The organism is Alphaproteobacteria bacterium, assembly GCA_016699305.1.
GTDB lineage: Bacteria > Pseudomonadota > Alphaproteobacteria.
On the sequence record CP064970.1, the window covers coordinates 100,756 to 113,665 of the forward strand.

The window sequence follows — 12,910 nt, forward strand, 5'->3', positions numbered from 1 at the left end:
GCCTTGCCTTAACTTTGCCTTATCAGCATGGAAGTCTGACGGACTGATGTCAAGGCCTTGGTCATTTTCTTCAAGTATCAGTTGATATTACAGTGGTTTATAAATAGTTAAGCAAGGACATCTGGGCCAGTGAAGATGTGGCTGAATAGGACGCGCTTAGCTGTGTTTGATAAAAAGTGATTCGTGTTGCCACCTCGGCTGGGTCCGCGCGTTGGATATCATCGGCCTGGTTGGTGAGAGCGTCGATCTGGCTCTTGAGTGATTTGCTGCGTTCCGTCAAGGTCGAGTCGGCTGACGCAATCGTGGCGTGCATATCTCTCATGCCCTCCACGGCGTTGCTCAGCAATGAATAGGCCTCTTGCATGTGTCCCGTATAGGCGGCCTGAGTGGCGTCCTGCGTGGCCGTCTTCATCAATCGCAACCCCATGATAAGTTGCTGGAATGGTGTTTGGCTCGATGTTATGCCATAGGTTAGATCATAACCCTCATCAATATGGGTATGGGCTTTGGTCCATGCATCAGCGCTGTTGCCAGGCGCGGCAACGTCGTAAGAAGGCAAAACGGGGGAGGCGACCGTGTAAGGTGAGGTTTCCACTGGCGGCGTCGGTAGAGCGGATAAGTTTCCAACAGGTCGCGTGCCTAGGCGAGAGCCATCGCCGGCAAAAATATAACGATCACCGACTTTCTGATTGAGATAGAATCCCGTGCTGTCAAAATATTCGTTCAGCTTATTTGCGATATATTGCTGCTGACCTGTTGTCATTGTTGATGAATCCGCTATCAGGCGTTGCGCTTGGGCCGCCACGTCTTCAAGACCCGTTAGCGAAGAGTCATAGACCTTCACACGCGGCTGAACGGCATTAATAGCTGATATATAGCTTGTGCTTTTTATGACAACGCCTCGTAAATTAATAATATTCTTAACTTCTGTTGCGGTGTAGTCGGTCAAGTCCTGCGACCTTTTTCCGGTGGCAAGCTGCTCGTTTAGATTGGCCAAATCCTGCTTGTTTGAGCGCAGCAGCATCAAGCTTTGAAGTTGGATTCCTAGGTTGCTGATGACGCTCATGAGAAATCTCCTTGTATGTTCTAGCCAGACATCAGGGATTCGAGAATATCGAACATCTGTTTGACGGCAGTGATGACACGAGCCGAGGCGGTATAAGCGGTCTGTAATGTCGTCATATTCAAGACTTCCTCATCGATATTGACTCCCACGCTATCTTTGTAACGTTTCTCAAGAGATTCAGATTGGCCCTTGTTGATGTCGTTGATGTCTTTGGCATGACCAGCCGATTGAGACCAAACAGCCACAAGGCTGCTCACCATATTGGTATATCCTCCCGTTGGTACGGACAGACCATCGGCGGTGAAGCTGCGGGTGTCTGCATCCAATGCGGCGGCGGTTGCGGCGATGCTGGCTTTTTTGATAACACTGGTGCCATTCATCAGATTGGCATTGATGGCGATATCCAGGCGATCGGTGCCAGTAAAGAAATTCTGATTCAATTCTCCCGCTTGGGCTGCGCCGCTATTGTAGGCCGATGCGAAGCTTTGGGGAGGGCCTGCGGCGACAGTCAAAAAGCTGCTGGCCACAAGATCCAATTGCGACCGCAGCTTGCGGATAACCTCTTCCGTTGCATTGCTGCTGGGGGCGGCTGGCGATGTGTCGCTGCGTATATCAAGCAGGGCTTCGATCTTCCCGCCCTTGAGATAACTGGTCACATCGATGCTGTTGATCGTGTCGGTGATTGTTGCGCCGTTATAGGTGAACGTCTTGGGCAATTGGTCGAGTAGGGGATAGCCATCGGGCGTGTACAGGGCTACCGAGCCATCTTTGCGTTCCATGATGGTTATGTCCAACAAACCGCAAACCTTGCGCAGTTCCGTATCGCGCCGATCCTCGAAATCACCGGTAGGCAGATTGTTAGCTTTGCCGTTTGATACCTGATTGTTTAAGGTGGTGATAGTCTCGAGTGACAGGTTTAATTGCTCGATGGCATCACCGGTATCCGTGCGAAGACTGCGATCCAATTCTTCCACACCCGCAGACAGACGCTGAATTTCTTGTGCGAGAGATTGGCCGCTCGAGATCACCTCGCGTTGCTGGACGACGCTTTCCGGGGCCGCCTCAAGGCTACGCCAAGCAGAGTTGAATCGATCCAACAAGCTAGGTAGTTTCGGAGAGTCCGAGCTAGAGCCGATCAGACCCTGCACGCGGCTGAGATAGTCGTCGCCCACTCCGGAATAGCCGGACTCCGTCAGCGACTGATTGAGCGCCTTATAGGTTAGGCGATCAGTGCTGCGCTCATAACTGGCAACAGTCACACCGCCCAGGCCGTCGACGTTGCCGCCTTTGCTCTTTTGAACCAGTTCTTTGCGGGTATAATCGGGGACAGCCGCATTCGAGATGTTCAGCGACAGAATCTGCAACGAAGACTGAGCCACACGCAGGCCAGACATGGCGTTATTCAGGGTCGCTTGAATGGACATGCGTCTTTCCTCTACTTACCCGTCATCATTAGCGAACGATGTTGATGGTTTCGTCCAACATCGAGTTTGTGGTGGAGATGGTGCGCGCGTTGGCGGAATACACACGTTGTGCCTGGATCAGTTTGGTGAACTCGTCGGCGATATCCACGTTTGAGCCTTCCAGGGTATTCCCGACGATTTGCCCGGCGCCTACTGAGCCGGGAGCGCTGAAACGCGGCGTTCCGCTATCTGTAGTGCGAGAAAATGCACCGCCCTCCACACGCTGCAACGAGTCGGGGCTGAAGAACTGCACAATGGGCACCTGGAAAAAGGTTCGGGCGCGGCCATTATCGTAATTCAGGACGACATATCCGCTCTCATCAATGCTTAGGTCACGAAACGAACCGCGCGGAATGCCGTTCTGTTCCAAGGATGTCACCTGCGGCGAGGTATCTGAAAACTGAGTGACGCCGCTGGCTACGTCGTAGTTCCCAAAATCTAGACGGATGGACTGGCCACCCGCGCCTGTGAAGCTTAACGGCAAATCGACATAGGCATAATTGTCAGGGGCCGAGGGAGCTACGACAGTAAAGGGGGATGTCGCAGGCGGGCCACCGGTCAGCACAGCCGCGATGCTATTGATCGTACCAGGCAGTGAGCCGCCGGTGCCGTCGTTGAAAGTAAAGGTTAGATTGTTGTTGATCGGCGTTGTCGCATCCGGAACCGCGACGTTTAATGTCCATTGGTTGGTGGTGGCTGTCTTCGTCCAAGTCAGTGACAGCGTGTGTTGGTTGCCCAGGCCATCATATGTCTGAATCGTCGATGCCGGATATGATGTGCCCGACACCGCACCGGCAGGAAGATTAGCGGCATAATTGAGCGAGCTTGTCGCCACGGGATTGTCCAGCAACTGAGAAATACGCAGCGGTGCCCATGTGGACGAGTCGACAATGCCAGTCGTGCCGTTGACATTGTAGCCCGACAGATAAAATCCGGCACCGTTAACAAGATATCCTTCGCTGTCGAGCGTATAGTCTCCTCGGCGTGTGTATAAATCTTCTTCTGTAAAAGTGGTGGTGCCGTCCGCTTGAACCACGGGGCGGCGCACGGCGAAGAAGCCAGCACCGGAAATAGCCAGATCCGTCGAGCTTTGCGACTGCACCAAGTTACCTTGTTTGCTGTTGGTGTAACTGGGCTTAGCGCGCACACCGCCCGGATCGTTCACGAAGGCGTTGGACTGCGTGACCAGGGATTCGAAACTTGTATCCACGCGCTTGTAACCGGTGGTCTGTGTGTTGGCCAGATTGTCCGAGATATGGCCAACGGCCGCAGATTGGGCGTTCAAGCCACCAACGGCGACGGTAAGGGCGGCAAACAAGCTCATGAGAACATCTCCTTAGCTGCAACACATGAATCTTCCACCCAAGGATATGCATGTGGCGTGCCAAACCCGGTTCTGATGCAGCATTCTCCTATCCTGCTGTTTTATATTGTTATCTTCCTATGGCTCAGGAGCTTCTGGACAAAGTCTGCGATCTCTTGTTCTATGCGGCGGGCGAAGATGCCGATGGCTTTATTTCCACGCGAAGGATGGAGTTGAAAAATGACCACGGATTCACGCCGATACAAAAGAGTGATGATCAAGCTCAGCGGTGGGGCCATCGCAGGCGACCAGGAAATTGGTTTCGACCAAAAATCTATTGAACATATCGTCAGCGAGGTGATGACGGTCAAGGATCAGGGCATCGAGGTATCGATCGTCATTGGCGGCGGCAATATCTTTCGCGGCAATCTGGCCGCAGCCTGGGGCATCGAACGCGCCGATGCGGATTATGTGGGAATGCTGGGCACGGTGGTGAACAGCCTGATGTTGCGAGGGGCGCTCAAGGCCCGCACGCCACATGATGTTCGGGTCATGACAGCCATCAATATGGATGCCGTGGCCGAGCCGTTTATCCGCTTGCGCGCCATTCATCATATGGAAAAAGGTGCCATCGTCATCATGGCGGGCGGCATCGGCCAGCCCTATCTGACGACCGATTACACTGCTGTGCAGCGCGCCCTTGAAACGCGGTGCGATGCGATATTGGTGGCTAAGCAGGGTGTGGACGGCGTGTACACCGCCGATCCCAAGAAAAACCCCGCCGCCAAGCGTTACCGCACTCTGGCCTATGACGACTTTATCTTAGAAAAGCTGCATATCATGGATCATTCCTCGCTGCTGCTGGCGCGCGATCACGCCTTGCCCATTCATATCTTCAGCTTTGCCGAGCCGGGCTGCATGGAACGCATATGCGGGGGCGAGGATATGGGGACGTATATTGATCCCAACACCTCTATGCAGACGGTCTAGGGCATATCTTGACCAAGCGCCCTTCTTCACGGCGGATTTGGCGTCTGACCTTACACATGGATGAAGGACAGGCGCTGTCCTTGGCAGAGGGTATGGAAGTCGGCGGCGATGTGCTGGCCGTAACCTTGTTACCGCCCAAAGGACCGGATCATACGGTCGAGATTTTGACGGCCAAACCACCCGATGAATGGGCGGCCCATCTGGCGTTGCTGGAGTCCTGGCTGGGATCCCCCATTCCCAAACCCATGGTCGAAGAGGTCGAGCCAGCCGAATGGATGAAATTCCAGGAATGCGAGACCAAGCACATGCGCTTTGGCCGTCTCTTGGTGGGTTTGGGGGGATTAAATCCTGCAGGACGGCATCGATCTTTGCGAGTCGTGCTGACCAGTTATACCGCCTTTGGTACGGGTGAACACCCAACCACGGATTTGTGTTTGCGGGCGCTGGATCGTCTGTCGCGCACCGGTTATCGCCCGTCGCGCGTGTTGGATATGGGATGCGGTTCGGGGCTGTTGGCTTTGGCCAGTCGTCGTCTATGGCCACGCGCAAAGATCATGGCCTGCGATAATGACCGGGAAGCGGTGCGCGTCTCCACCATCCACGCCAAACGCAATGGAAGCCAGCCTTATGTCGAGATGGTCTATGGCGACGGTTATCATGCGCGCCAGGTGAAACGCGCCGCGCCGCATGATGTGATCCTGGCCAATATCTTGGCCCGTCCCCTGACCAAAATGGCCCGCCATCTGCGGGTTCAATTGGCACCGGGGGGCTATGTTATTTTATCGGGCATTCTGGCCGAACAAGAAAAACGCATCTTGTCGGCTCACCGCATGCAGGGGCTTTATCTTGTTCGCCGCCTGGCTCGCGGTCCCTGGCGCGCCTTGGTGTTGCGACGGAAAAATGGGCGTCACAAAAACGATCCGTAAAACGGGTCGGCATCATTGGCTTAAGACGGATGATGGGACAGACCGATTTGTTTGTCATTCTGCTTGGTAAGGACGGGGTCCGCGGTTCAATTCCGCGCGGCAGCACCAGTTTTTCTTTTTATGTCAAAGCGTTAAAGGGCGGTTTTCGAACCGCCTTTTCGCTTATCTGCCCTAAATTTGGCTCGTGGAAGCACCGTGGAAGCAATAGGGCGAAAACCAGAGCGTAATCAAGCGTATATCTGGTTACGAAGAATTGCGATTTTTCTCTGCCGTCGCACTATCGGCTTTCTGACCTGAATCCCTCATAAGCAAAGGCTCCGGCCAAGGTCGTGCAATCGCGTTCACAGACGCCTTCAGCGCGAGCGGTTTTATACCATGCGGATTTGATCGTGTGCTCCATCGCGTCGATGATGGCACCGGCTTCCTCTGGGGCTATCAGAAACCGCGCGCTTTGCGAAAGCAGATTCTGGGCGTTGGCAAAACGCCCCATGTCGCCGCAGATCATGGCGAGGTCGCGGCGTTCGATGCTGATCGGTGCCGTCGGCGTCAGGTCATAAGCCGGGGAAAGTCTCCAGTCTTTATCCTTGGCGATAAGCGCATGATTGCGCGGATGATCATCGGTATTCGAGATTAACGCGTTAAAAACCATCCTCCCGAAAAGTTCAGTAGCATCCTTGCTTGGCTCGGCGCTTACGCGGCGCAGCTCCTCGGCCAACGCGACATATGACCAACGCTGTCTTGAACGCGTGTCCTCTTCGGCACGCAACAGGGTCAACGCGCTGATCATGCGGGCGCGATGATACCCGCCTCGGACTTTCTTCCGATCAAAGCGCTTAACAAGAAGAACGTCCCTGCCTCCGACATCAACCACTTTGCTTTCCGCTGCTTTAAGACCGCAGGCGCGCGCTAAAACAAGCATCGCATGTTCCATGCGCGCATTGTTCCATGCATCGTCGGCGCGGTTGAATTTGGCAATCCACAACCCGCCTTCATCTTCAACCACCGCTTTAGGGCGCGCGCCGCCCATGGATGTGCCCATCAGAAGCAAATCTTCGATCTGCGCATGGCTTGTGGTCGCAGGCAGTTCTTCTTCACGCATAATGGCGTCTGCAACCTGCTGAAGTTTTTCCAGATCAAGCGTTTTGTTGAAATCTCTTTTCGGCGCAGGCGGCGTTTGGTTCAAACCGAAGCCAAGAGCGCCAGCCCGATCATCGGGCGCGTAAAGAAGGTAATCCAATTCGCCAAGGCGCGCTTTGCCCACATGGCTTTCGATAACACGACGGCCCCAATAATCAGGCCCGGAATCGCGCAAGGCGCCAAACACGCCATTCATGGCTGTCGTCTCAAATGTTCCTGTTGCCAGTTTCAATTCTATGGGATCAATCGCCAAAGCATCCGTGCGCTCAAGATAGCTTTTTCCGTAAACAAAGCGCCCCAGCGAAACGCCATGACGATCTTCAGTTATGACAAAGCGACCCGCCGTAACTGGAGCCAGCTGCTCCGGCAGCGTGATATAAACGAACGCTTCCTGCGCGGGCAGTTTAGAAATCATTGTCGAGGTCTCCGCTTGTGCTTGCCCGTTCACGTCCCTTGGCCAAAGACAATGTCATGCCTTCCTTGTCCTTCGCGGGATCTGCAACATCCTCGAGTTGGGGCAACAAATCAACCGCCCACAGCAAGGCGGCATAAGTGCCAATGCTTGTCGCCAGCTTTCCTTTTTCGGCGTCGCCTACCGCGCGCGGGCCGGTGCCAATTTTTTCTGCAACATCCTGAATGGTCAGATTGCGCCGCAACCGCGCGGTGCGCAGATTAGCCCCCAAGCGTTTCAGGGCCTGTTCAACGGCGTAAGGCGGTGTTTCCAAAAGTTTATTCTTGCGAGCCATGGGCGACCTTAAAAAGCTAATTGAAGTCTGTAACTTGCTTTATAGTGCATATTACACGATTTGTCAAGAAAAATGCTTTGTAAAGCATATTAACGGACTGTAAACGCTCTATAAAGCTCATTCGAGTGACCAACGTTCGAAAAACGTTCATTTTTCTGCGTACATCTAGGAATATCACGATAGTACAGCTAAACTATTACTACCGTTGGGTGCGTAATAAAATAACGAGGCGTTGTCGCAAATGGGGCATGTTCGGCTCGGCAGATTGCCAGCTACAAAAAAATGGAAGGAGATCGTCCAGTTTCTGGCTAGCGACGGCTTCTCTATTGCTGCCTTAGCTGATCGTGTAATGGATGCATGCGATAAATCTTTTTCTGTTGCCAGCAAGGATCCCGCGTTTCAAAAAGCCCTACAACTTCTCTGCCAAATCCCGCTCGCATCAAAACAAGATAATTTATCCGCCGCCCTATCTGAAATAGGAATCAATGTTCCCAATAATCCAAGCCGAACAGACATTATCGTTGGTTTTGAAAAAGCTGTCGAAAAAGCACAGCGTGACGGATCAAAGAATATTACAGACCTTAGTGAGCTTGCAAAGCAAGCCGGCATTGCTGCACTTAACACCATCTTGGTTCAACCAGCTCCGCCGCCGCAACTTGGTTTTTGGGAGGCTCCCAAGGAAGAGACGCACCGACAACTTCAAGCGTCCGCAACACCTGAAGGATTCGGCGATTTGGCTCAAATGTTTATCTCGAGTTTTGCATGTAACAACATTCGATATTACATGGATAGAGAGATGCCCAAACATTTGGGTGCAGATGGAATGGTAAAATCAATTTCTGATCTGACGTTGTTTGATCAAGGAGTCGCGAGGCACTGCCGAGAGGCCTCCTTTATTATGAGGGCTTTTGCAAGAGATTGGGACGCCAAAAAGGTTTATAGCGAAAAGACATCCCCCAACAAAAAAGATATCAGCGGTTTCGCTCATATCATTGCTGAGAAGATGAGAAAAGAATTCAGGATTAGGAACGGAAAAGATGCACGAATATAACTTCATTTGCGGCGGCATCAAAACGCCAAAAGACATATCAACCGGCGATGTGTGTTGTCTTGACGTTCAGGGAAAGAATAAAAACGTTGAATTGAAAATTGAGGCCATATCGAAGGCCGTCATGGGCAACATCCCTGATGAGCTTTTGGATTTATTGGAAATCGGAGCCTATGTGTATTGTGCCGATCAAAAAGCAAGCCGTGGTTCTGAAAAGCTAACAGATTATGGGTCGGATTGGCGCAGGGTTATGAACTTCGTTATCCCCGTTCGCAATCCCGCCCTGTGGAACTCTGATGCGTTAAAAAGTGGATTGAAAGAGACGCTCGGTTTTCTTGCTGGAGAAACGTATTCCTTTCGTTTTATGCAGGCAACACAGCCCATGTCGCAGCTGGATCGTTATTTTGATTTTGTGGACGATCCTATAACGCCGGATGAAGTTGCATTGTTTTCTGGCGGCATAGATTCTTTCGCGGGTGCAGTGGAGAGTATTGCAGGTAACAACAAAAGGGTTGCGCTAGTCGGCCACCATTCGGCGAATAAAGTTAAAAGCGTCCAGACAAATCTGATAAATGGCTTAAAAGCCAAAGGTTACGCCAAAAACATACAATATATCTCTATTGGCGTTAGGAACAGTCATGAAGAAGCTCATGAATACACGCAGCGGACGAGATCATTTTTGTTCGCATGCTTGGCTATGGGCGTTGCCCACATGTACGGAAAAGACAGATTTTCATTTTACGAAAATGGCGTTGTGAGCTTGAATCTCCCCATTACAAAAGATGTTCTTGAGAGTCGCTCCACAAGGACAACTCATCCTCGTGCTATAAACGGATTTCAAGAAATCTTTTCTAACGTATTGAAGAAGCCCGTCATCGTTGAGCACCCTTTCCGATGGCTAACGAAGGCGGCAGTAACAAGAAAGATTAAACAATATGGATGTGAGGATTTGCTCGGAGAGACCAATAGCTGCACGCGTCCACGAAGCTGGACACAGGGAAAAAATCATTGCGGGGTTTGTTCTCAATGCATTGACAGACGTTTTGGGATTCTTGCTGCAGAAATGGAGCAAAATGATAATGCGGATAAATACAAAATTGACCTTTTATGCGGTGTGCGCAGTCAAGACGATGCCATTGTTATGGCGGCATCTTACGTCAAGTTCGCACAAGAATTTAGCACGTTAACGAAAGAAAGATTTGTTACCGAACATCCACAGCTTTCTTCAGCCCTAAGTGAGTTTGACGGCCTATCCACACTCGAAGCTGAACAAAAGATTTTTGATCTTTATAAGGAACACTCGGTAGACGTTCTGCGCGTTATAGAAAATGGCTTCGAGCAGCATAAAAAAAGGCTGTTGGAAGGGACGCTTCCTTCAACATGCATTCTGTCGATCTTTTTTAATAATTCAAAGATTGATGGCGTGCCGATGACGGATGTTGAAGAACAACTCAAATCGACTATGGACCGCCTGTCTGTCGAGCGCTGCAGGTTTTTCTTTGATGGCAAAAACAGCGAAACAAAAATAGTTTTTCGCGGTGGCTTTGAATTGACAGGTGTTAACGCAAATCTTATTGCTGCTTTGATCCCGAGTTTTCGGGAAGGAAAACAACATAATCGTGAAATTGACTGCATACATGCAGGCACGCTTGCTGGTAATTTAAGCGTTGAAGAGCAAAGTCTCCGGCAAACTATTACCAGATTGAGGAAAGAGGTGGAGGAAAGACTCGGAAAGGATCAAGGCCTTGTTCTAAACACAGACGCCTTCATCGAGAATGTTCCGGCTAAGGGATACAGGCTGAACAAGAATCTTCGAGAGGTTATGTCTGTGATGGATCTGGAAGACTAACGCCGCCCGTCACAAGAAATTCATCGTTTGTCACAAACTCATTATTAAAGCCTCGGTTTTCCGAGGCTTTTTTATTGCTCAATGTCACAACAAAGATTCGTCCTGAACATATCAAACCAAGCCAAGTCATTAGAAAATAAGGGCAATTCTGAGGGCGGGAAACCGTCCCAAACAACCCCTTCTGCCTTGGAGGCACTAATGACGGACCCAACATTTATCAATCAGCGGGAACTCGCCCAACGTTGGGGGATTTCGCCGCACACGCTCGAACGCTGGCGGTGGCTTGGCGTGGGGGTTCGCTATCTGAAACTTGGCGGACGTGTCGTTTATCGCATGGACGACATCACGACGTTCGAGGCGGAAAGGCTTTACGCCAACACAAGTCAAAACCAGCCCTTGATCCCTGACTATCGCAACGAACGAATTGTGAGCGTCCCTCTCAAGGAGGGTGCGCGATGAGCCAGCCCCTTCCCGAAAAACCATCCCTTGAATCCGTATTTGGCACGCCCGTCGGGCAGTTGCTGGAGATGGACGAAATCGAAATCCGCCAGTTGTTGGCCAAAGCCGAACTGCTCTGCAGGTGGCTGCGCGGAGTCCTGCGTCTCAAAACCAAGAAAGGAAGCAAATAACATGTGCAACGAGAAACTCAAGAAACTTAAGGAAGATATTCACTTCAACAGTCTCCCCGAAAGCATTCGCGTGCCGTCCGGCGGCGATAGGCAGACCGAGGTTATCAAGCCGATTGAATTGGCGACGCTCGATGATCTTGCCTTCGCAGCCATCGGCGTAGAAACGCAGGTGGATGTGCTGAACAGCCGTTTTTATGCCTTGCGCAGACTTTATCGCTTGGCGCGCGAAAAAGGCGCCCTCGGCAGTCATAACGCCATCGATGTCGTCACGAACGACAAGGGAGGCGCGCAATGAGCCTCCCCATCATTTCCGCAGACGAACGCTTGGCCGAAAAGCGTGGGATCAAAGGCTGCATCTTCGGAAAGTCCGGCATTGGAAAGACCTCGCTTCTGTGGACGTTGCCTGCCGACAAAGCGTTGTTCTTCGATCTCGAAGCGGGCGATCTCGCCATTGAAGGTTGGGCTGGGGACACGATCCGTCCCCAGACTTGGCAGGAATGCCGTGATTTCGCGGTGTTCATCGGTGGCCCCAATCCGGCCTTGCGCGACGACCAGCCCTACAGTCAGGCGCATTTCGACGCTGTGTGCGAACGCTATGGCGATCCAGCTGCACTCGACAAATACGACACCGTGTTTGTCGACAGCATCACGGTTGCTGGCCGCTTGTGTTTTCAATGGTGCAAAGGCCAACCGCAGGCATTCAGCGACAAGACGGGCAAGCCAGACACGCGCGGCGCTTACGGTCTTCATGGCCAAGAGATGATCGCGTGGCTGACGCATCTGCAGCACACGCGCGGCAAGAACATCTGGCTGGTCGGGATTCTCGACGAGAAGATGGACGATTTCAATCGCCGCTTCTTCACGCCTCAGATCGAAGGCTCGAAGACTGGTCTCGAACTTCCCGGCATCGTCGATGAAGTCATCACGATGGCCGAGCTGAAGGCCGAGGACGGCACGCCTTATCGCGCCTTCGTTTGCCACACGCTTAATCCGTTTGGTTATCCGGCCAAAGATCGATCCGGTCGCCTCGACGTGATCGAGGAACCGCATCTCGGAAGGCTCATGGCGAAAATCACCAGCGCGGCAAAACCCGCACCGGAACGCCTGACCTATGCCCGACCCGAACAAAGCACCCAACAACAAACCTCACAGGGAGAATGACCCATGTCCATTTGGAACGATTTCAGCAGCGCAGAAGATCAACAGAGTTTCGACATCATCCCGAAAGGAACGATCGCGCGCGTGCGCATGACGATCAAGCCGGGCGGCTATGACGATCTTCGCGAAGGTTGGGATGGCGGTTACGCGACTCGCAACATTACATCGGGGGCCGTTTACCTGAATTGTGAGTTTGTAATTCTCGAAGGCCCATACGCCCGCCGCAAGGTGTGGAGCATGATCGGTCTCTACAGCGCCAAAGGGCCGGAATACGCCAACATGGGACGCTCTTTCATCAAGGGCATCCTCAATTCGGCGCGCGGATTCACGTCGAAAGACGACTCCCCGCAGGCAGTTGCAGCGCGATGCATCAAAGGTTTTGCCGATCTCGACGGGATCGAGTTTATCGCGCGCATCGACGTCGAAAAAGACCAACGCAACGGCGAAGACCGCAACACGATCAAAACGGCGATCACAAAGGATCACAAAAGCTATCCCGCCGGTCAGGCGACTTACACGCCGCCACAGACCCAGCAGCATACGCCGCAAGCGCAGGCGACTCCCGCCAGCAATCTTCCCTCTTGGGCGCGGTGAG

At 52.4% G+C, this 12,910-nt stretch carries 13 protein-coding genes and 1 pseudogene; 9 read left to right on the forward strand and 5 right to left on the reverse strand.

Annotation, left to right across the window (positions count from 1 at the left end; all coding sequences use genetic code 11):
- Positions 1-97 precede the first annotated feature (97 nt).
- The 3 genes from IPI58_00505 to IPI58_00515 are packed head-to-tail and all read right to left on the reverse strand — an operon-like array spanning position 98 to position 3,853.
- Positions 98-1,066, reverse strand: coding sequence for a hypothetical protein (locus IPI58_00505; GenBank protein ID QQR69201.1), 969 nt, complete (start codon positions 1,064-1,066; stop codon positions 98-100).
- 20 nt (positions 1,067-1,086) lie between these two features.
- On the reverse strand, positions 1,087-2,490 hold the full coding sequence (flgK, locus tag IPI58_00510; GenBank protein QQR69202.1) for a flagellar hook-associated protein FlgK: 1,404 nt from the start codon (positions 2,488-2,490) through the stop codon (positions 1,087-1,089).
- A gap of 28 nt (positions 2,491-2,518) precedes the next feature.
- Positions 2,519-3,853 carry a flagellar hook protein FlgE gene (locus tag IPI58_00515; protein QQR69203.1) on the reverse strand — a complete coding sequence of 445 codons (1,335 nt, stop codon included), beginning with the start codon at positions 3,851-3,853 and terminating at the stop codon, positions 2,519-2,521.
- A 219-nt stretch (positions 3,854-4,072) separates the two neighbouring features.
- Between IPI58_00515 and pyrH the strand changes: the two genes are divergently transcribed.
- On the forward strand, positions 4,073-4,822 hold the full coding sequence (gene pyrH / locus IPI58_00520; protein QQR69204.1) for a UMP kinase: 750 nt from the start codon (positions 4,073-4,075) through the stop codon (positions 4,820-4,822).
- An 8-nt stretch (positions 4,823-4,830) separates the two neighbouring features.
- A complete protein-coding gene (locus tag IPI58_00525; GenBank protein QQR69205.1) occupies positions 4,831-5,748 on the forward strand; it encodes a 50S ribosomal protein L11 methyltransferase in 918 nt (305 codons plus the stop codon).
- Positions 5,749-6,025: 277 nt separating this feature from the next.
- Here the strand turns inward: IPI58_00525 and IPI58_00530 are convergent, their stop codons facing one another.
- On the reverse strand, positions 6,026-7,300 hold the full coding sequence (locus IPI58_00530; protein QQR69206.1) for a type II toxin-antitoxin system HipA family toxin: 1,275 nt from the start codon (positions 7,298-7,300) through the stop codon (positions 6,026-6,028).
- On the reverse strand, positions 7,290-7,631 hold the full coding sequence (locus IPI58_00535; GenBank protein QQR69207.1) for a helix-turn-helix transcriptional regulator: 342 nt from the start codon (positions 7,629-7,631) through the stop codon (positions 7,290-7,292). The genes IPI58_00530 and IPI58_00535 overlap by 11 nt, the downstream gene beginning before the upstream one ends.
- Before the next feature lie 241 nt (positions 7,632-7,872).
- On the opposite strand from IPI58_00535, the gene IPI58_00540 reads away from it, so the two are divergent.
- From IPI58_00540 to IPI58_00570, 7 genes and pseudogenes are all read left to right on the forward strand, one after another.
- Positions 7,873-8,682 carry a hypothetical protein gene (locus IPI58_00540; protein QQR69208.1) on the forward strand — a complete coding sequence of 270 codons (810 nt, stop codon included), beginning with the start codon at positions 7,873-7,875 and terminating at the stop codon, positions 8,680-8,682.
- Entirely contained in the window at positions 8,669-10,528 is a 1,860-nt protein-coding gene (locus IPI58_00545; protein QQR69209.1) for a 7-cyano-7-deazaguanine synthase, read from the forward strand. The genes IPI58_00540 and IPI58_00545 overlap by 14 nt, the downstream gene beginning before the upstream one ends.
- A 198-nt stretch (positions 10,529-10,726) precedes the next feature.
- Positions 10,727-10,912: pseudogene (locus tag IPI58_00550) on the forward strand (DNA-binding protein).
- A gap of 71 nt (positions 10,913-10,983) precedes the next feature.
- Entirely contained in the window at positions 10,984-11,157 is a 174-nt protein-coding gene (locus IPI58_00555; GenBank protein QQR69210.1) for a hypothetical protein, read from the forward strand.
- A gap of 1 nt (position 11,158) precedes the next feature.
- A complete protein-coding gene (locus IPI58_00560) occupies positions 11,159-11,452 on the forward strand; it encodes a hypothetical protein (protein ID QQR69211.1) in 294 nt (97 codons plus the stop codon).
- Positions 11,449-12,318: an ATP-binding protein gene (locus IPI58_00565; protein QQR69212.1), complete on the forward strand. Its 870-nt coding sequence runs from the start codon at positions 11,449-11,451 to the stop codon at positions 12,316-12,318. Before IPI58_00560 ends, IPI58_00565 begins: the two co-directional genes overlap by 4 nt.
- Before the next feature lie 3 nt (positions 12,319-12,321).
- Positions 12,322-12,909 (forward strand): hypothetical protein, encoded by a 588-nt coding sequence (locus IPI58_00570; GenBank protein QQR69213.1) that lies wholly within the window; start codon positions 12,322-12,324, stop codon positions 12,907-12,909.
- Position 12,910: the final 1 nt, after the last annotated feature.